Below are 22,608 nucleotides of genomic sequence, written 5' to 3' on the forward strand. Positions count from 1 at the left end.
CGGCACCGGTGTCAGCGGACGGCGCGGAGCTTCGCACGCTCACGCGCCGCACGTGCCGCCGCGATCCTCGCCTCGCGTCGGGCGACGGATGCCGGGAGCGTCCGCGTGAACGCGAGCAGCACCCCGGAGGCGAGCAGCACCGACAGCAGCGACGTGCCGCCCTGCGACATGAACGGCAGCGGAACGCCCAGCACCGGGAACACGCGCAGCACGACGCCGATGTTGATCAGCGCCTGGCCGACGATCCAGACCGTGATCCCGCCGGCGGCGATGCGAACGAAGGGGTCATCGGTCTTGCGGATGACGTGGAACGCGCCGACCGCGTAGAGGGCGAACAGCGTCAGGACGACCGCGCAGCCGATGAGGCCGAGCTCCTCGCCGACGATCGCGAAGATGTAGTCGTTCGCGGCAGCCGGCAGCCAGTCGTACTTCTCCCGCGAGTTGCCGAGTCCCAGTCCGAAGATCCCGCCGCTCGCGAGGCCCCAGATGCCGTGAAGCGGCTGATAGCAGTCGTTCAGATAGTCGGCGAGGCAGTTCGGGTTCAGGAAGCTCATGAACCGTCGCATGCGGTCGGGGCTCGTCACCGCGAGGAACACGACGGCGCCGGCAGCGGCGATCGCCGGCAGGACGAAGATGCGCAGCTTGACGCCCGAGAAGAACAACGCACCCAGCACGATGAGCACCAGGATCATCGCGGTGCCGAGGTCGTCGCCCGCGAGCACCGTCGCGATCGCGAGCCCTGCCACGGGCACGAGCGGGATGAACACGTGCTGCCATTTCGAGAGCAGCGTGCGCTTGCGGAACAGGACGAAGGCGACCCAGAGCGCGAGTCCGAGCTTCAGGAACTCCGACGGCTGGGCCTGGAAGCCCGCGATCGTGATCCAGTTGCGGTTGCCGTCGACGAACCCGTGCCCCAGCGGGGTGAACACCAGCAGCTGGAAGGCGACGCCGAAGATGAGCGCCGGCCACGCGATCTTCTTCCAGAACGACACCGGCAGGCGACTCGCGACGAACATCAACGGGATGCCGATCGCGGCGAACATGACCTGCTTGAGCACCATCTCCCACGGCGCCTCGCCCTTGGCGGTGGCCGTGGCGGAGGTCGCGGAGAGCACCATGACGAGCCCGAAGGCCGTCAGCAGCAACGTGGTCGACGCGATGAGCAGGAACTCGCTCGGGACCGGGGCGAAGATGCGCCCGAGCGTCACCCGAGCGGCCAGACCGCGTCGAGCGGGCTTCTCAGCCTCGGTCGGCGGCGTCTGGGGCGTCCGGATCCGCGGGGGCTGCGTCGTGGTCACCCGGGTCCCCCGTTCCGATCCGATCCCTCACGGCCGCCGCGAATCGGCGACCGCGGTCTGCGTACGAGGCGAACTGGTCGAAGGATGCCGCAGCGGGAGCGAGCAGAACCACGTCCCCGTCACGCGCCACCCCTGCCGCCAGTTCGACGACCTGCGCCATGACCTCTTCAGTCTCATCGGCGTCGACCTCGAACACGGGCACCGCCGGCGCGTGTCGCTCGAACGCGGCGACGACCGCTGCGCGGTCGATCCCGATGACGATCGCGGCTTTCGCGCCCGTCCCTCGCCCCGCGACGAGCTCGGAGATGTCGACGCCCTTCAGCAGGCCGCCGACCACCCACACGGCGCCCGGGTAGGCCGCCAGCGACGACGCGGCGGCGTGGGGGTTCGTCGCCTTGGAGTCGTCGACCCAGGTGATCCCGGCATGACGCGCGACGACCTCGATGCGGTGCGGGTCGAGGCGGAAGCCGCGCAGGGCGTCACGGACGGCGGTGGGGGCGACATCCAGCGACCGGGCCAGCGCGGCGGCGGCGAGGATGTTTGCGACGATGTGCGGGGCGGCGAGCCCGAGGGACGCCAGCTCCTCGATCGTGGTCAGCTCGAGGGCGCTCTTGTGGCGGTCCTCCAGGAACGCGCGGTCCACGACGATGCCCTCGACCACGCCCAGGTCGCTCGGTCCGGGGACGCCGAGGTCGAACCCGATGGCGCGCGCGCCCTCGACCACGTCGGCGTCTTCGACCATCGTCTGAGTGGCGGCATCCGCCTTGTTGTAGACGCAGGCGACGCGCGTGTTGTCGTACACGTGCGCCTTCGCCGCACGGTACTCCTCGAACGAGCCGTGCCACTCGAGGTGGTCGTCAGCGAGGTTGAGGCACACTGCGGCGTGCGGCGAGACCGGAGCCGGCGAATCCTGCAGCCCCAGGTACCAGAGCTGGTGGCTCGACAACTCGACGACGAGCACGTCGAACCCGGAGGGGTCGCGCACCGCGTCGAGCACCGGCGTGCCGATGTTGCCGACCGGGGCGGCGCGCAGCCCTCCGGCGACGAGCATCGTGGCGGTCAGGCGCGTGGTGGTGGTCTTGCCGTTGGTGCCCGTGATCAGGATCCAGTCCGCCGGGCTGCCGTCGGCGCGCACGACCTTGTCGCGCACGCGCCAGGCGAGTTCGATGTCGCCCCACAGCGCGATCCCGCTCTCGCGCGCCCACGAGACGACAGGATGCCGCGGCGCGAAACCCGGCGAGGCAACGACGACCTCGGGGGCGAACGCGGCGAGCTCGTCGGGCACGGCATCCAGCGACCCGGCCCACAGGCGTGCGCCGATGACGGGAAGCAGCCGCGCGTACTCCTCGGCCGCGGTCTCGGTGACGACGAGGACGTTTGCGCCGAGTTCGGCCAGCGTGTCGGCGACGGAGAACCCGGTGACCGACAGGCCGAGCACCGCGACGCGCAGGCCCTTCCAGTCGGCGTTCCAGCTGGTGAGGGACGCGAGACGGTCCGAAGTCATGTGCGAGAGAGCCATTCCACGTAGAAGAAGCCGACGCCGGTCACGGCGAGCAGGCCGGCGATGATCCACATCCGCACCACGATCGTCACCTCGGACCAGCCGCGCATCTCGAGGTGATGGTGGAACGGACTCATGAGGAACAGGCGCTTGCCGCGGGTGATCTTGAAGTACAGCCGCTGCAGGATGACCGAGCCGGGGCCGATGATGAAGACGCCCGCGACGAGCACGGCGAGCAGTTCGGTGCGGGTGAGGATGGCCATGGCCGCGATCACGCCGCCGATCGCCATGGAGCCGACATCGCCCATGAAGACCTTGGCCTTGGGCGCATTCCACCACAGGAACCCGACGAGGGCGCCCACGAACGCCGCCGAGATGATGGCGAGATCGAACGGGTCGCGCGTCGGGTAGCAGGCGGCCTTGGCCGCGGCCGAGAGCGACTCGGCGCCCCAGCAGGCCTGGTTGAACTGCCAGAACGCGATGAGGCTGTAGGCGCCGGTGACGAAGATGCCCGAACCTGCGGCGAGCCCGTCGAGGCCGTCGGTCACGTTGGTGCTGTTCGAGAACGCGACGCCGATGAACGAGACCCACGCGAGGTAGAGGATCCAGCCGAGGATCAGGCCGACGCTCATGAACGACAGTACGGGCACGTCGCGGAAGACCGACACGAACGGCGATGCGGGAGTCTGCCCGAAAGCGTTCGGGAAGCTCAGCGCGACGACGCCGAACGGCACGGTCACGAGGACCTGCCCGAGGATCTTTCGCCAGCCGCTCAGGCCCTGGAACCGCTGCTGGCGGACCTTCATGTAGTCGTCGATGAATCCGACGACGCCGAGCCCCACCATCATCCAGATCACGAGCAGACCCGAGATCGTGGGCGGGTTGTTCCCGGCGAAACCGCCGACGAGGTAGCCGACGATCGTTCCGACGATGAAGATCGTGCCGCCCATGGTCGGCGTGCCGCGCTTGGTCTGGTGGTTGGGGTTGCGGATGTCTTCCGGCGTGCGGATGACCTGCGCCCAGCCCCACTTGCGGAACAGCCGCAGGAAGACCGGTGTCAGGAAGAGTGTGAAGGCCAGCGAGATCGCCGCCGCGGTAAGGAGTGATCTCACGAGAACGATTCTCCCAGACGATCGCCCAGGAACCGCAGCCCTGCCGAGTTGGACGACTTGACCAGCACGCGGTCCCCTTCGCGCAGTTCGCCCTGCAGGTAGTCGAACGCCTCGTCGGCGGTCGAGAAGAACACCGCCTCGTTGTCCCATGAGCCCTGCGCGACGGCCTCGAGGTACATGCGCCGGGCGGCGTCGCCGACCACGACGATGCGCTGGATGCCGAGCCGCACGGCGAGAAGGCCCACCCGGTCGTGCTCCTCCTCGGCGTACTCGCCGAGCTCGCTCATCGCGCCCAGGACGGCGACGGTGCGCTCTTCAGGTCCGGTGATCTGCGCGAGCGTGCGCAGCGCCGCCGCCATCGAGTCAGGGCTGGCGTTGTAGGCGTCGTTGATGATGCGCACGCGATCGGAGCCGAGCGGCTGCATGCGCCAGCGCTCGGCGATCTCGACGGTCTCCAGGCGCGCGACGGCGTCGGCGAGCGACACCCCGAGCGTCGTCGCGGCGGCGATCGCGGCCAGCGCGTTCATGACGTGGTGCTCCCCCAGCACCCGCAGGCGCAGCGGCAGCGAGACGCCGTCGGCGGTCACCGTGAAGGAGGTTCCGGATGCCGTCACCACGACGTCGTCGGCGCGCACATCGGCGGCGGCGGGTCCACGGCCGAACCAGCGCACGCTTGCGCTCTGTTCGGCGGCGATCGGGGCCATGGCGGCCACGCGGGCGTCGTCGGCGTTGAGGACGGCGACTCCCCCGGTGCTCAGCGCGCGGACGAGCTCGGACTTGGCGTGGAAGGTCGCCTCGATCCCGCCGAATCCGCCGGCGTGCGCCATGCCCACCATGAGCACGACGCCGACGTCGGGGTCGACGAGGCCCGCGAGCCGCGCGATCTCGCCGGGAGCGCTGGCGCCGAACTCGCTCACCAGGAATCGCGTGGACGCGGTGACCCGGAGCATCGTCAGCGGCGCGCCGATCTCGTTGTTGAACGAGGCCTTCGGCGACACGGTCTCGCCCTCGCCCTCGAGGATGCGAGCGAGCAGGTTCTTCGTCGTGGTCTTGCCGTTGGACCCGGTGATGCCGACGACGCGCAGGTCTCCGGCAGACCGCACCCGCTTCACGACCTCGCGCGCGAGCGCGGCCAACGCGGCCACGACGTCGGGCACGACGATCTGCGAGACGGATGCCTCCACCGGGCGCTCGACGATGGCCAGCACCGCGCCCTTCTCGACGGCGGCGCCGACGAACAGGTGGCCGTCGGTGTCTTCGCCCGGCTTGGCGACGAACACGCCGCCGGGCTCGATGAGGCGGGAATCGGTGTCGACGGCACCCGACACCACGGTGTCGGGCGTGTCGGCGCCCGCGAGGCGGACGTCGCCCGAGATGGCATGGGCGATCTCGGCGATGGTGAGCGCGATCATGGGGAGAACTCCGGCCCTAAGCAGCAATCCGGCACTGGGGTGACTACCCGAACTTGGGCAGCAGCTCCGGCGACGTCGTCGAGGGCATGACGCGGTAGGTCTTCAGAACCTGGGTCATGGCCTTCTGGAACGCGGTCGCGTTGGCCGCAGACGATGTTACCTTCGTCGGCTCGTCGAGGGTGACGACGACCACGTACTCCGGGTTCTCGGCCGGCGCGAAACCGACCATCGTCGTGTAGTACACGCCGGCCTTGTAACCGCCGTTGACCAGGTCCGCCTTCTCGCCGGTTCCCGTCTTGCCGCCGATGCGGTACCCAGGGATCGCGACAGTCTTCGCGTACGGCGCCTGCAGGAAGACGTTCTCGAGCATCTTGCGCATCTCGGCCGACGTGCTCTCGCTGATGACCTGCTCGGGGTCTGCGACCTCGGGCTTGACGACGGTGCCGTCGGGCTTGGTGCACGACTCGATGATCTGCAGCGGCATCTTCACACCGCCGTTGACGATCGCGCCGTACGCCCGGGCGAGCTCGGGCATGGTCGTCGTCACGCCCTGGCCGAACGCGGTGTTGTAGGTCGTCTGCGCGTCCCAGTTCTCGACCGGATGGATGAGGCCGTTCGCCTCCTGGGGGTACCCCGTGTCGGTGCCCTGGCCGATCCCGAATCGCTCGAAGTAGTCGTAGCGCGTCTGCTTGTCGACCTTCTCGCTGAACTTCGAGATGCCGGCGTTCGACGAGTCGATGAGCACACCGGTGAGCGTGTAGGTGAACGCCGGGTGCTGGAACGAGTCGCGCACGCGTGCGCCGTTCGGGAAGGTCTCCTTGCCCGAGGCGACGACGGTCGACGTCGGCGTCTGGCCTCCAGCATCGATCACGGTCGCCGCCGTCAGACCCTTGAAGGTCGATCCGGGCTCGAACGTCCCGCGGAGGATCTGGCTGGTGCGGTCGTCGGGGTTCGGCGTGCCGTCGACGTTGTTCGGGTCGACCGTCGGGTACTCCGCCGCCGCCCGGACCTTCCCCGTCTTCACCTCGTAGACGAGGATCGATCCGTGCTGGGCGGCCATGTCCTGCGTCTGCTCGGCGATGAGCTGCTGCAGGTACCACTGCAGGTCGCGGTTGATCGTCAGTTGCAGCGTGCCGCCGTCGGTCGCGGGCGTCTCCGACTCGGTGCCCGGGATGACGACGCCGTCCTTGCCCTGCTCGTACGTCCGGGTGCCGTTCGTCGCGGCCAGGCACGCGTTCTGGGACTCCTCGAGACCTTCGAGGGCCTTTCCGTCGCTGCCCATGAATCCGACCAGGTTCCCGGCGACAGCGCCGTCGGGGTAGGCGCGCGCGGGGTGCGCCACGCACGCGATGTACGGCGCCTTCAGATCGGAGAGGGCACGGAACTGCTCGGTCGACAGGCCCTTCTTCAGCTGCGCGTACTGCGAGCCGGCGTTCTCCGCCAGCGCGTCGCCGACGATGGCGCGCACCTCCTCGGGCGTCTGCCCGGTGATCTCGGCGACATCGTCGGACACGTCGGCCCACAACCGCGACTTCGACTCCCCCTTGAGCACCTCGGCGTCGATCTGCGTGATCAGCAGGGGGGAGAGCTGGCAGTCGTAGCGGAGGATGCTGCCCGCCAGCGTCTGCCCGTTCTCGTCGACGATGGACCCCCGCGTGCCGTACAGCTTCTGGGTGCCCGCGAAGGCGGCGTTGAGCGAGTCCTTGATGTGGTCGTCGGCGTTGACCACCTGGATGTCGACCAGACGGACGATGAAGCCGGCCAGGACCGCCAGGACGACGGCGAGGGCCACGACCGTGCGGCGTCGGGGGCTTCGGGTGCTTCGTGTCGTCATCTGCGTCTCGCGTCGTCGTCTCTTCAGCGGTCGTCGGTGCGGTCTCGTCGATTCAGTGTGTGCTCGGAGTGGGCAGCCCGTCGGTGATCGGCGGCGGAGTGTTGCCGACTCCGCCGTCGGGCGTCTCGGCGACCTCGACCGGCAGGCCGTCGATCGTCGCGTCGGGAACGGTCACCAGCGGCGTGTCGGCGATGAGCGAGTTCGCCACCGCTCCGCGGCCGATCGCGTCCACCGACGACGCTCCCATCGCGACCTCGGACGGGCCGAGGATCGCGCCGTCGCTGAGCCGCAGGTAGCTCGGCGCCTCGTTGATCACCATGCCGAGCGCGGCGGCGTTGGCCGCGAGATACTGCGGCGAGCTGAGCCCTGCCACGTCGTCGTACAGGATCTGCTTCTGATACGACAGGTCCCGCTGCTGCTGGGTCAGCGCCGACAGCTCGTAGGTGCTCTGCGTCGTCATGATCGACAACGACATCTGCGCCGCCGCGATGAGGAAGGCGCCCAGCACCGCGACGATGCCGTAGAGGAGCTTCGGGCGGCGCCGGCGCGACGGGGCGTCGAGCACCCGCAGTCGCCGGCGGGGGGCATCCGATCGATCCGGGGCGATCGCACCGGACAGACGTGCCGCGGCCGTCGTGATCGTGCTCATGCGTCACCCCTCACTCGCTCGGCCGCGCGCAGTCGCACCGGGGTCGCGCGCGGGTTGACCGCGCGCTCCTCGTCGGTGGCGAGCTCGGCGCCGCGCACCAGAAGCCGGAACTTCGGCGCGTGCTCGGGCAGCTCGACAGGAAGCCCTGCGGGCGCCGTCGAGGCCGACGCCTCGGCGAACGCCCGCTTGATCAGGCGGTCCTCCAGGGACTGGTACGACATGACGACGATGCGGCCGCCGACGGGAAGGATGCCGAGGGCTGACGGGATCGCCCGTTCCAGCACTGACAGCTCGCGGTTGACCTCGATGCGCAGCGCCTGGAAGACGCGCTTGGCGGGGTGCCCGGCGCGCTGCACGGCGGCCGGCGTCGCGGCCTGCAGGATCTCGACGAGCCGGCCCGACCGCTCGATCGGAGCTTCGGCGCGGGCGGCGATGATGGCCCGGGCGTAGCGCCCCGCGAGCTTCTCCTCGCCGTACCGCTCGAAGATGCGGCGCAGGTCGCCTTCGCCGTACGTGGCGAGGATGTCGGCGGCGGTGGTGCCCGCGGACTGGTCCATGCGCATGTCCAGCGGCGCGTCCTGGGCGTACGCGAACCCGCGCGCGGCCTCATCGAGCTGCAGCGACGAGACGCCGAGATCGAACAGGATGCCGTCTGCCGCGGCGAAGCCGGCCGAGGCGACGGCATCCGCGATCCCGTCGTACACGGTGTGGACGAGCGTGACGCGGTCCCCGAAGCGGGCCAGCCGCTCCCCCGCGATGCGCAGCGCGTCGGTGTCGCGGTCGAGGCCGACCAGGCGCAGGCCCGGGAAGCGCTCCAGGAACGCCTCGGAGTGCCCGCCCATGCCGAGCGTCGCGTCGACGAAGACGGCGCCGTCGCGCTCGAGCGCGGGTGCCAGCAGCTCGACGCAGCGCTCGAGCATGACGGGGGTGTGGATGTCGCGCGGGTCCATGGATCGATGGGCCGGAGACTCCCCCGACCCTGATCCCCATCCGCTCTGACCTGGCACCGGGGAAGTGGCGTCAGGGCGGGAGCGGCTGGGAGTCAGGATCGGGGGCCTCAGAACAGGCCCGGAATCACCTCCTGCTCCAGCTCGGCGTAGCTCTCTTCGTTGGCCTCCGCATAGGTGTTCCATGCGGTGGCGTCCCAGATCTCGGCATGAGCGCCCACGCCGGTGACGACGAGGTCGCGCTCCAGGCCGGCATATGCGCGCAGCGGAGGGGGGATCGTGATGCGGTTCTGGCTGTCGGGCTTCTCGGCGCTCGCGCCGGAGAGGAACATGCGAAGGAAATCGCGCGCCTGCTTGTTCGCGAGCGGCGCCTCGCGGATGCGGTCGTGCACCCGTTCGAACTCCTTCTCGCTGAACACGTACAGGCAGCGGTCCTGCCCGCGCGTCACGACGACACCCCCACCAAGGTCGTCGCGGAACTTCGCCGGGAGGATGACGCGCCCTTTGTCATCGAGCTTGGGTGTGTGCGTGCCCAAAAGCATCGGTACATCACACCCCCTTCAAAGCCGGCCCCCCGGGTGCCCGCCACTTTACTCCACTCTCCTCCACTTCGCCATCGATTCGAAGCTGAGCACTCCCTGTGAGCTCCACCGGGGCCTGTAAGGCGCCTTTCTGCTCCGCCGCACGGGCAACAAAAAAGCACCGACCCGAAGGTCGGTGCTCTGTGTGCCGGATCAGGCGGCGGGGACGCTCAGCGTTCCTCCTGCCGCCTGTCCCAGCGGTCGTTCATGCGATCCATGAACGAAGAGTTCTTGGCGGTGGGCTTCGGTGCCGGACGGTCGGCCCCGGCGCGAGCGCGTCCGGGACCACGGCTCGGGGTGACGGCCAGCAGGACTCCGCCGAGCATCACGACGAAACCGATGACACCGACGACGATCAGCTGCTGCGAGACGCCGACGATCAGACCGCCGAGACCCAGCAGCACCAGGATCGTGCCGTAGACGATGTTGCGATAGCTCAGGGTGCGTCCGTCGCGGGGCGCGCTGACGACATCCGCGTCGTTGCGCATGAGATGGCGTTCCATCTCGTCCAGCAGGCGCTGCTCCTGTTCGGAGAGTGGCATGCTTCCCCCTCTGTACTTCCGGTGGCTCGATTGTACGCGTGCCTTTCGTCACTAGGCTAGGCCCGTGTCCGCCCCCGCAGAGCCGATCGTAGCCATTTCCCAGCGAGTGGACATGTTCGTCTCGGCGCAACGCGACAGTGTGAGGGATGCCGGAGCAGAGGCCGCCCGGTTCGTCGAGGCCGCGGCGGACGCCGCGACCGGCGGAAAGCGCCTCCGCGGGCGTTTCTGCATCGCCGGGTGGAGGGCCGTGGAGGAAGCCGGGACGCCTGCCGGCGGCATCCCGTCGCCCGTCATCGCCGCAGCCGCGGCGCTCGAGGTGTTCCACGCGGCCGCCCTCGTCCACGACGACCTCATCGACAACTCCGACACGCGCCGCGGGCGCCCCTCGACGCATCGCGCGCTCGAAGCCGGGCACCGCGGCGCGGGCTGGCTCGGCGACGCCGACGCCTTCGGCCGTTCGGGCGCGATCCTCGTCGGCGATCTGCTGGTGGCATGGAGCGACGACCTCCTCGAGGAGGGGCTGTCGGAGGCTCTGCCGGAGCGCGCCGCCATGGCGCGACGCCAGTATGCGCTGATGCGCCGCGAGGTCACCCTCGGCCAGTTCCTGGACGTGGCCGAGGAGTCGGCGTTCGTCACCGAGCCCGACGACCTGCATGCCGAGCGGGCACTGCGGGTGGCATCCTTCAAATCCGCGCGCTACAGCGTGCAGCAGCCGCTCGCGATCGGTGCGGCGCTGGCCGGGGCGGATGCCGCGCAGCTGGCGGCGCTGGCCGCGTTCGGCCACCCGCTCGGGATGGCCTTCCAGCTCCGCGACGACGTGCTGGGCGTGTTCGGCGACGAAGCGGCGACGGGCAAGCCCTCCGGCGACGACCTGCGCGAGGGCAAGCGGACGGTGCTGATCGCCTATGCCCGCGAGGCGCTGCCCGCGAGCGCGCGCCGCATCCTCGACGAGATGGTCGGCGACCCGGCGCTCGATGTGGAGCAGATCGCGTCGCTGCAGCAGACGATCGTCGACACCGGCGCGCTCGATCGCGTCGAGCATCTCATCGCCGACTACGCGCATGCCGCCGATCGAGCGCTGTCGGGCGCCCGGCTGGGCAACGCCGCCGTCGGCGAGCTGCGCGACCTCGCTCGCGCCGCGACGGTCCGCACGACCTGACCGCGCGGCTGCGTGCCCTGGCCTCGGTCAGGCGAGGGTGCGCGCGACCCGGCGGACCTCGGCCTTGCGTCCGGCCAGCAACGCCTCGATGGGCGCCACGCCGATCGACTCCTCCGGGGTCAGCAGCCAGTCGATCGCCTCGTCGTCGGTGAACCCGGCGTCGTGCAGCACGATCACGGTCCCCCGCAGCGAACCGAGCGGTTCGCCGTCCACGATGAACGCTGCGGGCACCTTCAGGACGCCGTCGCGGCGAGATCCGACGAGCTGGAACTCGTCGAGGAAGCGCCGCACGCGACCGAGCGGTTCGCCGAGCACCTCCACGAGGTCGGGCAGGGTGAGCCAGTCGGTCTCGAAGCGCGGGGCGTCGTCAGAGGTCACGGAAGCAACTATCTCAGATAGTGAGGAGCGCAAGCTCGCCTCCCTCTGGCCTCATCCGTCACATGCGCACCTCTTATAACTCCCGTTGACACCCTTCGACATCCGTGACACGGTTTTCGCAGTCGACTGAGGGGGGAAACTCGTGCGACCTGTTCGGAGTACCAGGAACCGTGTCCGCCAGGGCGGTGCGCAGACGCGCATGCTGTTCGCGGGGGCGCCGGTCGCCGTGGCCGGATCCATCGCGCTGTCGCTCGCCGCGGCGCCGGCCCACGCCGCCGCCGAGGACGCCGCCTCCCGCGGCGTCTCCCCCGCCGAGATGCGTGGCATCCGCTCCGCGATGCATCCGGCAGCGGCCGACGGCATCCCACGCACCGTCGGATCGGTCGCCACAGCCGCCGTCCCACGGGTGCCCGCGGTGCGCGCGGCAGCCGAGGCGGCGCCCGCGACCTACGTCGTGCAGCGCGGCGACACCGTGAGCCGGATCGCGTCACGCTTCGGGCTGCGCACGTCCGACGTCCTGGCCCTCAACGGGCTCGGATGGTCCACCGTCATCTACCCGGGACAGGTGCTGAAGCTCACCGGTGGCGCGACCGCCGCACCGGCGCCCGCTGCTCCCGCTCCCTCCCCTGCTCCGGCGCCCGCCGGTGCCTACACGGTTCAGCGCGGCGACACGGTCAGCGCGATCGCCAAGCGTCACGGCGTGACCACCAACGCGGTGCTCGCCGCGAACGGCCTCGGGTGGTCGTCGATCATCTACCCCGGCCAGAAGATCGCGATCCCCGGCGCCGGCGCTCCGGCGGCGGCACCCGCTCCGGCGCCCGCCCCGGCTCCTGCGCCCGCACCGGCTCCTGCGCCCGCACCGGCACCGGGTGCCGCCGGAGGCGGGACGTACACGATCGTCGCCGGCGACACGATCAGCGCGATCGCCCAGCGCCACGGCGTCACGACCGACGCGGTCCTCGCCGCGAACGGCCTGGGACGATCGTCCATCATCTACCCCGGGCAGTCGCTGCGGATCCCGGCATCCGCTCCGGTCATCCCGGGACTGACCTCGGAGCAGGTCGCGAACGCCCAGCTGATCGTGCGCATCGGGCGAGAGCTCGGCGTGTCCGACCGCGCCATCGCGATCGCCCTCGGCACCGCCATGCAGGAGTCGTCGCTGCGCAACGTCACGTGGGGCGACCGCGACTCGCTCGGCCTGTTCCAGCAGCGTCCCAGCTACGGGTGGGGCACCGAGGCGGAGGTTCAGGATGCCGCCCGCGCGACCCGCGCGTTCTACGGAGGCGCCGGCGACCCGAACGGGGCACGCACCCGGGGGCTGCTCGACATCGCCGGCTGGGAGGGCCTGACCTTCACCCAGGCGGCGCAGGCCGTGCAGATCTCGGCCTACCCCGACGCGTACGCGCAATGGGAGTCGTCGGCGCAGGCGTGGCTCGCCGCGCTGGGCTGAGCGTCACATTACGGTCTCGCGGGGTGAGGCGTTCCGCGGGCTCGCAGGTCGGAATCCGTAGACTCTCAGCGTGAGCACGAGTCAGCAGACGGACCCGCTGATCGGCCGTCTCGTCGACGGCCGGTACCGGGTGCGTGCTCGCATCGCCCGCGGCGGCATGGCGACGGTCTACGTCGCGACCGATCTGCGCCTCGAACGCCGGGTCGCGCTCAAGGTCATGCACTCGCATCTGAGCGACGACAGCGTGTTCCAGAGCAGGTTCATCCAGGAGGCCCGCGCGGCGGCGCGACTGGCCGACCCGAACGTCGTCAACGTGTTCGACCAGGGCCAGGACGGCGACATGGCGTATCTCGTCATGGAGTACTTGCCGGGCATCACGCTGCGCGAACTGCTGCGCGAGCAGCGCCGCCTGACCGTGCCGCAGGCGATCTCGATCCTCGACGCCGTGCTGTCGGGCTTGGCCGCCGCCCACAAGGGCGGCATCGTGCACCGCGACGTGAAGCCCGAGAACGTGCTGCTGGCCGAGGACGGCCGCATCAAGATCGGCGACTTCGGCCTCGCGCGCGCGACGACAGCCAACACCGCCTCGGGCGCGCAACTGCTGGGCACGATCGCGTACCTCGCCCCCGAGCTGGTCACGCGCGGCACCGCCGATGCCCGCAGCGACATCTACGCCATCGGCATCATGCTGTACGAGATGCTCACCGGCGAGCAGCCCTACAAGGGCGAGCAGCCGATGCAGATCGCCTTCCAGCACGCGACGGACTCCGTCCCCCGTCCGAGTGTCAAGAACCCGGGCGTGCCCGAGCCGCTCGACGAGTTGGTGCTGTGGGCGACCGAGAAGTCGCCCGACGAGCGTCCGGTCGATGCGCGCGAGATGCTGAACCGGCTGCGCGACATCGAGCGCGAGCTGGGCGTCGCGCCGGTCGTCGCCCGCACCGGACCCATCGGCATCGTCGGCGAGTCCTCGGCTGCCACCGGAGAGCTCACGGTGGTGCTGCCCAGCACTGCGACCGGCCCCGTCGCGACCCTCGACGAGGTCGACAACTCGGCGCGGCTGCGGACGGCGACCCGGCGACGGCGCACTCGCGGTGCCTGGCTGCTCGTGCTGGTGCTGCTGCTCGCTGTCATCGCGGGCGGCACCGGGTGGTGGTTCGGCTCGGGTCCCGGATCGCTCGTCGTCGTCGCCGACGTGACCGGGCAGACGTACGACGCCGCTGCGGCCCGCCTGAAGCAAGACACCCTGGTCGCGGTCCGCGTCGACGCGAACAGCCTCGACGTCCCCGCCGGAGAAGTCATGAGCACCGACCCCGGCAAGGGCACCCGCGTCGACCGTGACTCGCAGGTGACCGTCACGGTGTCGCTCGGTCCCGCCGAGGCCACGTTCGAGAAGCTCAACGGGCAGTCCGAGGCCGATGTGCGCACGCTGCTCGACGCGCAGCACGTGACACCGGGCGACTCGGCCTCGTATTACACGGACGGCTCCGCCGGCACCGTGGTCTACGTGGCCGTCCAGCCCGCCGGCGGCGGCGACACCGTCGAATGCGGCGACGGCTGCACGGTGCACCAGGGCGACACCGCGACGATCGGCGTCTCGCTCGGCCCGCTCCCGAGCGTCGTCGGGATGCCGGTCGACAAGGCCACGCAGACGCTCAAGGATCTGGGCATCACCGTCAGCGGCACGACGGAGGAGTACAGCACCACGGTCGAGAAGGGCGACGTCATCAGCATGGCCGACCGCGACCCCGCGGGGTGGTGGCGCTCGGGCGACACGACGACCCTCGTCGTGTCGAAGGGTCCCGAGCTGTTCGAGGTTCCCGACGTGCGCGGCATGACCCGTGACCAGGCGGTCGCCGCGCTGTCCGAGCATTTCGAGGTGTCGGGCGTCGTGTTCCCGTGGAACATCGCGCAAGACAGCCTCACCGAGGTCAAGTCGCAGAAGCCGAAGGCAGGCTCTCAGCAGCCGGCAGGCACGACGGTCGAGATCTCGATCGACATCCGCGGCTGAGTCCCAGAACGCAGAAGATCCCGGATGCCTCTGGCCGAGGCATCCGGGATCTTCGTCGTTTCAGGCGACCGAGGTCAGCGCTTCTCGAGCTCCTCGGCGACGAGGAAGGCGAGCTCGAGCGACTGCATGTGGTTGAGGCGCGGGTCGCACAGCGACTCGTAGCGGGTGGCGAGGGTGGCCTCGTCGATCTGCTCGGAACCGCCCAGGCACTCGGTGACGTCGTCGCCGGTGAGCTCGACGTGGATGCCGCCGGGGAACGTGCCGACCTCGCGGTGCGCGTCGAAGAATCCGCGCACCTCGTCGACCACGTCGTCGAAGCGACGCGTCTTGTAACCGGTGGGGGTCGTGATGCCGTTGCCGTGCATGGGGTCGGTGACCCATAGCGGCGTGGCGCCGGAGTCCTTGACGGCCTCGAGCAGCGGCGGCAGCGCGTCGCGGATCTTGCCGGCCCCCATGCGGGTGATGAAAGTGAGGCGGCCGGGCTCGCGTTCGGGGTCGAGCTTGTCGATGAGCGCGAGAGCGGTGTCGGCCGTCGTGCTGGGGCCGAGCTTCACGCCGATGGGGTTGCGGATCTTCGAGAAGTAGTCGACGTGCGCGCCGTCGAGTTCGCGCGTGCGCTCGCCGATCCAGAGGAAGTGCGCGGACGTGTTGTACGGCGTGCTGGTGCGCGAGTCGATGCGCGTCATCGGCCGCTCGTAGTCCATCAGCAGGCCTTCGTGGCCGGTGTAGAACTCGACGCGCTTGAGCTCGTCGAAGTCGGCACCGGCGGCCTCCATGAAGCGGATGGCGCGGTCGATCTCGCCCGCCATGCGCTCGTACTGCTGGTTGGCGGGGTTCTGCGCGAAGCCCTTGTTCCACGAGTGCACCTCGCGCAGATCGGCGAAGCCGCCCTGCGTGAACGCGCGGATGAGGTTGATGGTCGACGCGGCCGTGTGGTAGCCCTTCAGCAGCCGCTGCGGGTCGGCACGGCGCGACGCCTCGGTGAAGTCGTAGCCGTTGACGATGTCGCCGCGGTAGGCCGGCAGCGTCACCTCGCCGCGGGTCTCGGTGTCGCTGGAGCGGGGCTTGGCGAACTGGCCGGCCATGCGCCCCATCTTGACGATCGGCATCGATGCGCCGTACGTCAGGACGACGGCCATTTGCAGCACCGTCTTGATGCGGTTGCGGATCTGCTCGGCCGTGGCGCCCGCGAAGGTCTCGGCGCAGTCGCCGCCCTGCAGCAGGAAGGCGCGGCCGGACGCCGCGCGCGCCAGGCGGTCGCGCAGGTTGTCGACCTCGCCGGCGAACACCAGCGGGGGCAGCGTCGCGAGCTCTGCGGAGGCCTCGGCCACCGCCTCGGCGTCATACCACTGCGGCTGCTGCTTGATCGGCAGAGTCCGCCAGTGGTCGAGGGCGTCGAGGTGCTGAAGCATCCCTCGAGTCTAGCCGCGGGCAGAGGGGCCCCGGCGCCTCATGACGACCGGCGCAGCGGCCGCGCGACCGCGGTCAGCGCGAGGTCGTCTTCAGCCGGTCCTTCACCGTCGACGCGTAGACGTCCTCGTACTCCTGCTCCCCCAGTCGCTGCAGCGCGACCATGATCTCGTCCGTGATGGAGCGCAGGATGTACCGGTCGCCCTCCATCCCCTCGAAGCGCGAGAAGTCCAGCGGCTCGCCGATCACGATCCCGACCCGCACGATGCGCGGAACCCGCGTGCCGATCGGCATCATCGTGTCGGTGTCGACCATCACCACCGGCACGACGGGCACATGCGCCTCGAGTGCCATGCGCGCGATGCCGGTGCGACCGCGGTACAGCTTGCCGTCGGGGCTGCGTGTGCCCTCAGGGTAGATGCCCAGCAGGTCGCCGCGACCCAGCACCTGCAGCCCCGTGTTGAGGGATGCCTCGGATGCCTTGCCGCCGGAGCGGTCGATCGGCAGCTGGCCCGTGCCCTTGAAGAACATGCGCGTGGCCCAGCCTTTGAGGCCCTTGCCGGTGAAGTAGTCGCTCTTGGCAAGGAACGCCACGGGACGGTCGATCATGAGCGGCAGGAAGATCGAGTCGACGAACGACAGGTGGTTGCTCGCGAGGATCGCAGCGCCCTCGGCGGGGATGTTGCGACGGCCGACGATCCACGGGCGCCAGATCGCCTTGACGATCGGTCCGATCACCACGTACTTCATCAGCCAGTAGAACATGCGACTACCCCTCGGGGGACGCCAGGTCCGCGGCGCCGATGAGCCCCGCATCGTTGACGAGCTGCGCGATCTTGAACCCCGCGATCGGCCGGTCGCCGTAGCCGGGGAGCGAGCGCTCGTAGGCCACGCGCATTGGCTCGAGGAGCGCGTCGCCGAGCTGCGCCACTCCGCCGCCGATGACGAACAGCTCGGGGTCGAGCACGGCCTGGAACCCGCCGCACGCCTCGCCGAGCGCGGTCGCGACGCGCCGCAGCGCCTCTGCGGCGCCGGGGTCGCCCGCGAGCACCAGCCGCGACACCGCGGGTCCGGTGATCTTGCCGTGCTCGGCGCGGTGCGCCGCCAGCGCGGCGCCGATGCCGCCGGCGTCAGCGATGTCGTTCGCCTCGCGCTGCAGGGCGCGGCCGGACGCGTACTGCTCCAGGCATCCGCGCTGCCCGCAACCGCAGAGCAGCCCGTCCCGGATGAACCGGATGTGACCGAGCTCCGCCGCGATGCCGTGACCGCCGCGGAAGAGCGCGCCGTCGAGCACGATCGCGCCGCCGACACCGGTGCCCATGGTGAGCATGACCATGTGGTCGACGCCCTTCCCGGCACCGAAGCGGTACTCGGCCCAGCCGGCGGCGTTCGCGTCGTTCTCGATCGAGACGGGCAGTCCGATGCCTTCTTCGAGGGTCGCCTTCAGCGGCTCGTTGTGCCACGCGATGTTGGGCGCGTGGATGACGGTCGCGCGATCGCGGTCGATGAAGCCCGCAGCGGCCACGCCGACCGCGGCGACGTCGTGCGCCGCGCGGAAGTAGCGGGCCATGTCGACCACTGCCTGGGCGAGCGCGACGGTGTCGGTGGGCGTGTCGACGCGGAGCTGCTCGACGATGCCGCCGTCGGAGTCCACGACTCCGCCCGCGATCTTGGTTCCGCCGATGTCGATGCCGACCTTGAGCACAGTCTCCCTCTCCGGCCGTCGCGCGTGCGACAGCGTCTTGAAGTCTAACCAGGCGTCGCCCTCCACACCCCCGCAGGGTCTGGATGTGTCAGCGGATTAGACTCGCATGAGACCCACCCGAGATTTCAGTCGTCCGGTACCGAAGGAGCTGCCGTGGTCCAATTCGAAGTCCCCGCGATCGTCCCCGCCGATCCGCAGGCAAACATCACCGATCTGCTCGTCGAGCGCGTGAAGGCGACGCCCGACCTCGCGCTGTTCTCCGTCCCCGACGGGGAAGGCTGGCGCGACATCACCGCCGCCGAGTTCCAGCGGCAGGTCATCGCCCTCGCCAAGGGCTTCGTCGCCGGCGGCATCGAGCCCGGCGACAAGGTCGGGTTCATCGCGCGCACCACCTACGAGTGGACGCTCGTCGATTTCGCGCTGTTCTATGCCGGCGCCGTCATGGTGCCGATCTACGAGACGAGCTCGGCCGCGCAGATCGCGTGGAACCTCGCCGACTCCGGCGCGATCGCCGTGATCACCGAGAACGCCGACCACACCGCCCGCTTCGCCGAGGCGCGCCCCGAGCTGCCGCTCATCCGCGCCGCGTGGGAGATGCACAACGGCGCCCTCGCCACGCTGGCCGCCGATGGTGCGGGCGTCGCGGACGACGAGATCGAGCGTCGCCGCAACATCGCCAACGGCGCCGACATCGCGACGCTGATCTACACCTCAGGTTCGACCGGCCGGCCGAAGGGGTGCGTGCTCACGCACAGCAACTTCGTCGAGCTGGCCCGCAACGCGGCCAAGTCGCTGCACGAGGTCGTCGAGACGCCGGGCGCGTCCACACTGCTGTTCATCACCACCGCGCACGTCTTCGCGCGCTTCATCTCGATCCTCGACATCCACGCCGGCGTGAAGACGGGTCACCAGCCCGACACCAAGCAGCTGCTGCCGGCGCTCGGCTCGTTCAAGCCCACGTTCCTGCTGGCCGTGCCGCGCGTTTTCGAGAAGGTCTACAACTCTGCGGAGCAGAAGGCCGAGGCCGGCGGCAAGGGCAAGATCTTCCGCTCCGCGGCGCGGACGGCCATCGAGCACTCGACGCTGCTGCAGGAGGGGAAGAAGATCCCCTTCGGCATGAAGATCAAGTTTGCGCTGTTCGACAAGCTCGTGTATTCCAAGCTGCGCGAGGCCATGGGCGGCCGCGTCACGTACGCGGTGTCGGGCTCCGCTCCCCTCGGCCCGCGCCTCGGGCACTTCTTCCACAGCCTGGGCGTCACGATCCTCGAGGGCTACGGCCTCACCGAGACGACGGCGCCGGCGACGGTCAACCTCGCCAACAAGTCGAAGATCGGCACCGTCGGGCCCGTGCTGCCCGGCGTGGGCATCCGCCTCGCCGACGACGGCGAGATCCAGGTGCGCGGCGTCAACGTGTTCAAGGAGTACTGGCGCAACGCCGAGGCGACCGCGGCGGCATTCGACGGCGACTGGTTCAAGACCGGCGACATCGGCGCGTTCGACGACGAGGGCTTCCTCACCATCACCGGCCGCAAGAAGGAGATCATCGTCACCGCCGGCGGCAAGAACGTCTCGCCGGCGGCGCTCGAGGACCCGATCCGCGCCAACCCGATCGTCGGCCAGGTCGTGGTCGTCGGCGACCAGAAGCCGTTCATCGCGGCGCTGGTGACGCTCGACCCCGAGATGCTCCCCGCGTGGCTGGCGAACAACAACCTGCCGGGCGACATGTCGCTGGCCGACGCCGCGAAGAACGACGCGGTGCGGGCCGAGGTGCAGCGTGCGATCGACCGCGCCAACAAGGGCGTCTCGCGTGCCGAGTCGATCCGCAAGTTCACGATCCTCCCCAGCGAGTGGACCGAGGACAGCGGGCACCTGACCCCGAAGATGAGCATCAAGCGCAACGTGATCCTCGCCGACTTCTCCGGCGACATCGACGAGCTCTACGCGGTGCCGGTGAGCACCACGAACGTCTCGCTCAGCTGAGGCGCGGACGACGAAAGAAGAGCGGATGCCGGGAGCCCCGGCATCCGCTCTTCTTCTACGATCTGGATGCGGCCGCCGCCATGCGTTCGGCGACCGGAACGACTCAGAACCAGTCGGACTCGCGGATCTCGCGCATCGCGGCGCGACGCTCGTCCGGCGTGAGGCGCTCGAGGTAGAGCATGCCGTCGAGGTGGTCGGTCTCGTGCTGCAGCGCCTGGGCGAGCAGCCCCTCGCCCTCGAGCACGATCTCGTTGCCGTCGAGGTCCATGCCGACGACCTTCGCCCGCGGGTAGCGGACGGCGTCATGCCAGAGTCCGGGCACCGACAGGCACCCTTCGCCGATGGCCTCGGGCTCGCCGGAGACCTCGACGAGCACAGGGTTCAGGACGTACCCGATGTCGCCGTCGATGTTGTAGCTGAAGGCCCGCAGGCCCACGCCGATCTGCGGCGCGGCGACGCCGGCGCGGCCGGGCAGCTCAACGGTGTCGACGAGGTCTCGGACGAGGGCGCGTACGCCGTCGTCGATCTCGCCGATGGGATTGCTGACGGACTTCAGGACGGGGTCGCCGAAGACCCGGATGGGACGAACGGCCATTGTTCAGGCAGCCGGCGCGAGGGAGCGGAGGCCTTCGACGACCGTGGCGGCCAGCTCGCGCGCGGCGTCGCGGGTGGCCGGCTGCAGCTCGCGGAAGGCGATCGCGCTGCCCGCCGCGATGTGCGGGTCGTACGGCATGCGCACCACGGCGCGCACGCGGGTGCGGAAGTGCGCCTCGAGCTCGTCGAGCTGCACCAACGGGTGTCCGGGGCGTGCGTTGTTGAGCACGACCACCGCGCCGCGGACCTTGTCGGCGTAGCCGTTGGTCTCGAGCCAGGTGAGCGTCTCGGACGCGAGCCGGGCCTCGTCGACGCTGAGACCGGCGACGATCACGAGCTGGTCGGCGAGGTCGAGCGTGGCACCCATCACCGAATGGACGATGCCGGTGCCGGTGTCGGTGAGCACGACCGAGTAGTAGTGGGCCGCGAGCGACGCGACGTCGCGGTAGTCGACGTCGTTGAACGCCTCGGAGACACGGGGGTCGGTGTCGGACGCGACGACGTCCAGGCGGGTCTCGTCGCGCGCGACGATGTTCGACAGGTCGTTGAAGCCGACGACGTCGCCGCTCACGCGCACCAGGTCGCGCACCGTCTTGCCGCTCTCGCGCGAGATGCGCTCGGCGAGGGTGCCGCGATCGGGGTTGGCGTCCACCGCGATGACGCGGTCGTCGCGCGCGTCGGCGAGGGCCATGCCCAGCAGCGTGGTGACGGTCGTCTTGCCGACGCCACCCTTGCGCGAGAGCACCGGCACGAACCGGGCGCCGCCGGCGAGTGGTGCCGCGATGCGCCGGTCGAGCTCCTTGCGGGCCTTGGCGCGCTTGCTGTCGCCGAGGTTGATCCGACGGCCCGAGATCGAGTACACGAACTGCTGCCAGGCGCCCTCCGGCTCAGGCCGCACCACCTGGTGCGGGTCGAGCAGCCGGTCGGCGGTGAGCAGGTCGGCGGTCTCGCGGTCGTTCTCGAACTCCCCCAGTCGCTTCGAGGTCAGCGAGACCTCGCCACGCGGGAAGGAGCGCTCGACGGCGCGCTCCACGACCGGCTGCGCACCGGTGTGCTGCGCCTCGCGACGGGTCGCGGGTGCGGCGGCGGCCTTCGCGGCAGCGGCTGCGGACACCGACGGCGGGGCCGGGGCCGATGCGGCCTTCGCGCCGCCCGGCGTGCTGGTCGCGTCGCCCTTGTCGGCGTCGTCTGCCGGGGTCTTGGCGCTCATGGGTTCCTCCGCGGTGTCGTCGGTCGCGATGACATCGTCTCCCGTGACGGCGGCCTGCGCCAGAGCGGCTTCGGCGGCGGCCTCGTCGAGCACGATGTCGAACTCCGCCGGATCGAATTCCGCGCCGAAGTCGTCGTCTTCGAAGTCGGTCTCGTCGAAGTCGGCGCCGGTGAAATCGTCGGCGACGCTCACGACCTCGACCGCGGGTGCGGCGACGTCTGCGGGCTCGGATTCGACGGATGCCTCGGCCTCGACGTCTGCGACAGGGATCTCGGCGGCCTCAGGCTCGTCGACGGCGACCTGGTCGTCGGCGTCCGCCGGCAGTTCGGCGACATCGGCATCCGCTTCTGCGGGCGTCTCGACGTCCAGCGGTCCCTCGGTGTTCTCGTCGATCTCGAGGATCTCCTCGAGGTCGACGACCTCCTCGGCGTCGACGATGTCCTCCGCGGCGGCCTCGGGCTCGGCCTCAGGTGCAGCCGCGTCCTCCTCCGCCTCGACGGTCCACTCCTCGAGCTCCGCCACCGTCTCATGCTCGGCCGGGGCGTCGAAGGCGTCGTCCTCGACCGCAGCGACCGGCAGGTCGGCATCCGCGGGGATCTCCACCACGAACGGGACCTCGTCGTCGATCACGCCGTCGTCGTCGCGATCGTCGTCCGCCTCCGTCGGCAGCTCGACGTTCACCTGGGCCGTCGCGCCACCGAGGATGCCGAGACCGGTGGTGTCGAGGCTGCCGGTGTCGGAGAGCACGCCGTTCTGGGGCTCGTCGGGCGTGTGTTCGGTGCGATCGGGCGTCACTGCGAAGCTCTCCTGGAAAACGGCGGTATCGGGCGGATGCCGC

19 protein-coding genes are annotated in these 22,608 nt (G+C 70.1%); 4 read left to right on the forward strand and 15 right to left on the reverse strand.

The annotated features are described in order from the left end of the window. Positions 1-11: 11 nt before the first annotated feature. The 9 genes from ftsW to AC1DDU_RS18265 form a co-directional block, all read right to left on the reverse strand. Positions 12-1,298, reverse strand: a complete 1,287-nt coding sequence (gene ftsW, locus AC1DDU_RS18225; RefSeq protein WP_477436584.1) for a putative lipid II flippase FtsW — start codon at positions 1,296-1,298, stop codon at positions 12-14. Further along, positions 1,240-2,802: a UDP-N-acetylmuramoyl-L-alanine--D-glutamate ligase gene (gene murD, locus AC1DDU_RS18230; RefSeq protein WP_477436586.1), complete on the reverse strand. Its 1,563-nt coding sequence runs from the start codon at positions 2,800-2,802 to the stop codon at positions 1,240-1,242. The genes ftsW and murD overlap by 59 nt, the downstream gene beginning before the upstream one ends. Continuing rightward, positions 2,799-3,911, reverse strand: a complete 1,113-nt coding sequence (gene mraY, locus AC1DDU_RS18235; protein WP_477436588.1) for a phospho-N-acetylmuramoyl-pentapeptide-transferase — start codon at positions 3,909-3,911, stop codon at positions 2,799-2,801. The genes murD and mraY overlap by 4 nt, the downstream gene beginning before the upstream one ends. Continuing rightward, positions 3,908-5,323, reverse strand: a complete 1,416-nt coding sequence (locus AC1DDU_RS18240; protein ID WP_477436590.1) for a UDP-N-acetylmuramoyl-tripeptide--D-alanyl-D-alanine ligase — start codon at positions 5,321-5,323, stop codon at positions 3,908-3,910. The genes mraY and AC1DDU_RS18240 overlap by 4 nt, the downstream gene beginning before the upstream one ends. A 43-nt stretch (positions 5,324-5,366) precedes the next feature. Then, a complete protein-coding gene (locus AC1DDU_RS18245; protein WP_477436592.1) occupies positions 5,367-7,157 on the reverse strand; it encodes a peptidoglycan D,D-transpeptidase FtsI family protein in 1,791 nt (596 codons plus the stop codon). A 52-nt stretch (positions 7,158-7,209) separates the two neighbouring features. After that, a complete protein-coding gene (gene ftsL / locus AC1DDU_RS18250; protein ID WP_477436594.1) occupies positions 7,210-7,806 on the reverse strand; it encodes a cell division protein FtsL in 597 nt (198 codons plus the stop codon). Next, positions 7,803-8,756, reverse strand: a complete 954-nt coding sequence (gene rsmH / locus AC1DDU_RS18255; RefSeq protein ID WP_477436596.1) for a 16S rRNA (cytosine(1402)-N(4))-methyltransferase RsmH — start codon at positions 8,754-8,756, stop codon at positions 7,803-7,805. Before rsmH ends, ftsL begins: the two co-directional genes overlap by 4 nt. 107 nt (positions 8,757-8,863) lie before the next feature. Next, positions 8,864-9,295, reverse strand: a complete 432-nt coding sequence (gene mraZ, locus AC1DDU_RS18260; protein WP_056367092.1) for a division/cell wall cluster transcriptional repressor MraZ — start codon at positions 9,293-9,295, stop codon at positions 8,864-8,866. A gap of 209 nt (positions 9,296-9,504) precedes the next feature. After that, the gene (locus AC1DDU_RS18265) at positions 9,505-9,876 is read right to left on the reverse strand and encodes a DUF3040 domain-containing protein (protein WP_477436598.1); all 372 of its coding nucleotides are present in this window, start codon (positions 9,874-9,876) and stop codon (positions 9,505-9,507) included. 112 nt (positions 9,877-9,988) lie between these two features. Between AC1DDU_RS18265 and AC1DDU_RS18270 the strand changes: the two genes are divergently transcribed. Continuing rightward, positions 9,989-11,035 carry a polyprenyl synthetase family protein gene (locus tag AC1DDU_RS18270; protein ID WP_477436891.1) on the forward strand — a complete coding sequence of 349 codons (1,047 nt, stop codon included), beginning with the start codon at positions 9,989-9,991 and terminating at the stop codon, positions 11,033-11,035. A gap of 27 nt (positions 11,036-11,062) precedes the next feature. Here AC1DDU_RS18270 and AC1DDU_RS18275 read toward each other — a convergent pair whose 3' ends face one another. Beyond that, positions 11,063-11,413, reverse strand: coding sequence for an Rv2175c family DNA-binding protein (locus tag AC1DDU_RS18275; protein WP_477436600.1), 351 nt, complete (start codon positions 11,411-11,413; stop codon positions 11,063-11,065). Between the two features lie 199 nt (positions 11,414-11,612). On the opposite strand from AC1DDU_RS18275, the gene AC1DDU_RS18280 reads away from it, so the two are divergent. Both AC1DDU_RS18280 and pknB read left to right on the forward strand, forming a co-directional pair. After that, entirely contained in the window at positions 11,613-12,863 is a 1,251-nt protein-coding gene (locus tag AC1DDU_RS18280; protein WP_477436602.1) for a LysM peptidoglycan-binding domain-containing protein, read from the forward strand. A gap of 70 nt (positions 12,864-12,933) precedes the next feature. Continuing rightward, positions 12,934-14,871, forward strand: coding sequence for a Stk1 family PASTA domain-containing Ser/Thr kinase (gene pknB, locus AC1DDU_RS18285; RefSeq protein ID WP_477436604.1), 1,938 nt, complete (start codon positions 12,934-12,936; stop codon positions 14,869-14,871). 74 nt (positions 14,872-14,945) lie between these two features. Here pknB and AC1DDU_RS18290 read toward each other — a convergent pair whose 3' ends face one another. The 3 genes from AC1DDU_RS18290 to AC1DDU_RS18300 all read right to left on the reverse strand — a co-directional run bounded on the left by AC1DDU_RS18290 (position 14,946) and on the right by AC1DDU_RS18300 (position 17,986). Beyond that, positions 14,946-16,283, reverse strand: coding sequence for a class II 3-deoxy-7-phosphoheptulonate synthase (locus AC1DDU_RS18290; protein ID WP_477436606.1), 1,338 nt, complete (start codon positions 16,281-16,283; stop codon positions 14,946-14,948). A gap of 73 nt (positions 16,284-16,356) precedes the next feature. After that, the gene (locus AC1DDU_RS18295) at positions 16,357-17,046 is read right to left on the reverse strand and encodes a lysophospholipid acyltransferase family protein (protein WP_477436608.1); all 690 of its coding nucleotides are present in this window, start codon (positions 17,044-17,046) and stop codon (positions 16,357-16,359) included. 4 nt (positions 17,047-17,050) lie between these two features. After that, positions 17,051-17,986 carry an ROK family glucokinase gene (locus AC1DDU_RS18300; protein ID WP_477436609.1) on the reverse strand — a complete coding sequence of 312 codons (936 nt, stop codon included), beginning with the start codon at positions 17,984-17,986 and terminating at the stop codon, positions 17,051-17,053. Between the two features lie 153 nt (positions 17,987-18,139). On the opposite strand from AC1DDU_RS18300, the gene AC1DDU_RS18305 reads away from it, so the two are divergent. Beyond that, on the forward strand, positions 18,140-19,966 hold the full coding sequence (locus AC1DDU_RS18305; RefSeq protein WP_477436611.1) for an AMP-dependent synthetase/ligase: 1,827 nt from the start codon (positions 18,140-18,142) through the stop codon (positions 19,964-19,966). A gap of 103 nt (positions 19,967-20,069) precedes the next feature. Here the strand turns inward: AC1DDU_RS18305 and AC1DDU_RS18310 are convergent, their stop codons facing one another. Both AC1DDU_RS18310 and AC1DDU_RS18315 read right to left on the reverse strand, forming a co-directional pair. Further along, positions 20,070-20,561, reverse strand: a complete 492-nt coding sequence (locus AC1DDU_RS18310) for a peptide deformylase (protein ID WP_477436613.1) — start codon at positions 20,559-20,561, stop codon at positions 20,070-20,072. Positions 20,562-20,564: 3 nt separating this feature from the next. Next, positions 20,565-22,565: a MinD/ParA family ATP-binding protein gene (locus tag AC1DDU_RS18315; protein ID WP_477436615.1), complete on the reverse strand. Its 2,001-nt coding sequence runs from the start codon at positions 22,563-22,565 to the stop codon at positions 20,565-20,567. Between the last annotated feature and the right edge of the window lie 43 nt (positions 22,566-22,608).

The sequence above is a fragment of the Microbacterium sp. 05T445 genome (assembly GCF_056395865.1).

Excerpts from the sequence above, each read along its gene's own strand:
- murD (WP_477436586.1), bottom strand. The coding sequence starts at position 2,802 with ATGACTTCGGACCGTCTCGCGTCCCTCACCAGCTGGAACGCCGACTGG.
- AC1DDU_RS18240 (WP_477436590.1), bottom strand. The coding sequence starts at position 5,323 with ATGATCGCGCTCACCATCGCCGAGATCGCCCATGCCATCTCGGGCGAC.
- AC1DDU_RS18245 (WP_477436592.1), bottom strand. The coding sequence starts at position 7,157 with ATGACGACACGAAGCACCCGAAGCCCCCGACGCCGCACGGTCGTGGCC.
- ftsL (WP_477436594.1), bottom strand. The coding sequence starts at position 7,806 with ATGAGCACGATCACGACGGCCGCGGCACGTCTGTCCGGTGCGATCGCC.
- rsmH (WP_477436596.1), bottom strand. The coding sequence starts at position 8,756 with ATGGACCCGCGCGACATCCACACCCCCGTCATGCTCGAGCGCTGCGTC.
- mraZ (WP_056367092.1), bottom strand. The coding sequence starts at position 9,295 with ATGCTTTTGGGCACGCACACACCCAAGCTCGATGACAAAGGGCGCGTC.
- AC1DDU_RS18265 (WP_477436598.1), bottom strand. The coding sequence starts at position 9,876 with ATGCCACTCTCCGAACAGGAGCAGCGCCTGCTGGACGAGATGGAACGC.
- AC1DDU_RS18270 (WP_477436891.1), top strand. The coding sequence starts at position 9,989 with ATGTTCGTCTCGGCGCAACGCGACAGTGTGAGGGATGCCGGAGCAGAG.
- AC1DDU_RS18280 (WP_477436602.1), top strand. The coding sequence starts at position 11,613 with ATGCTGTTCGCGGGGGCGCCGGTCGCCGTGGCCGGATCCATCGCGCTG.
- AC1DDU_RS18290 (WP_477436606.1), bottom strand. The coding sequence starts at position 16,283 with ATGCTTCAGCACCTCGACGCCCTCGACCACTGGCGGACTCTGCCGATC.
- AC1DDU_RS18295 (WP_477436608.1), bottom strand. The coding sequence starts at position 17,046 with ATGTTCTACTGGCTGATGAAGTACGTGGTGATCGGACCGATCGTCAAG.
- AC1DDU_RS18310 (WP_477436613.1), bottom strand. The coding sequence starts at position 20,561 with ATGGCCGTTCGTCCCATCCGGGTCTTCGGCGACCCCGTCCTGAAGTCC.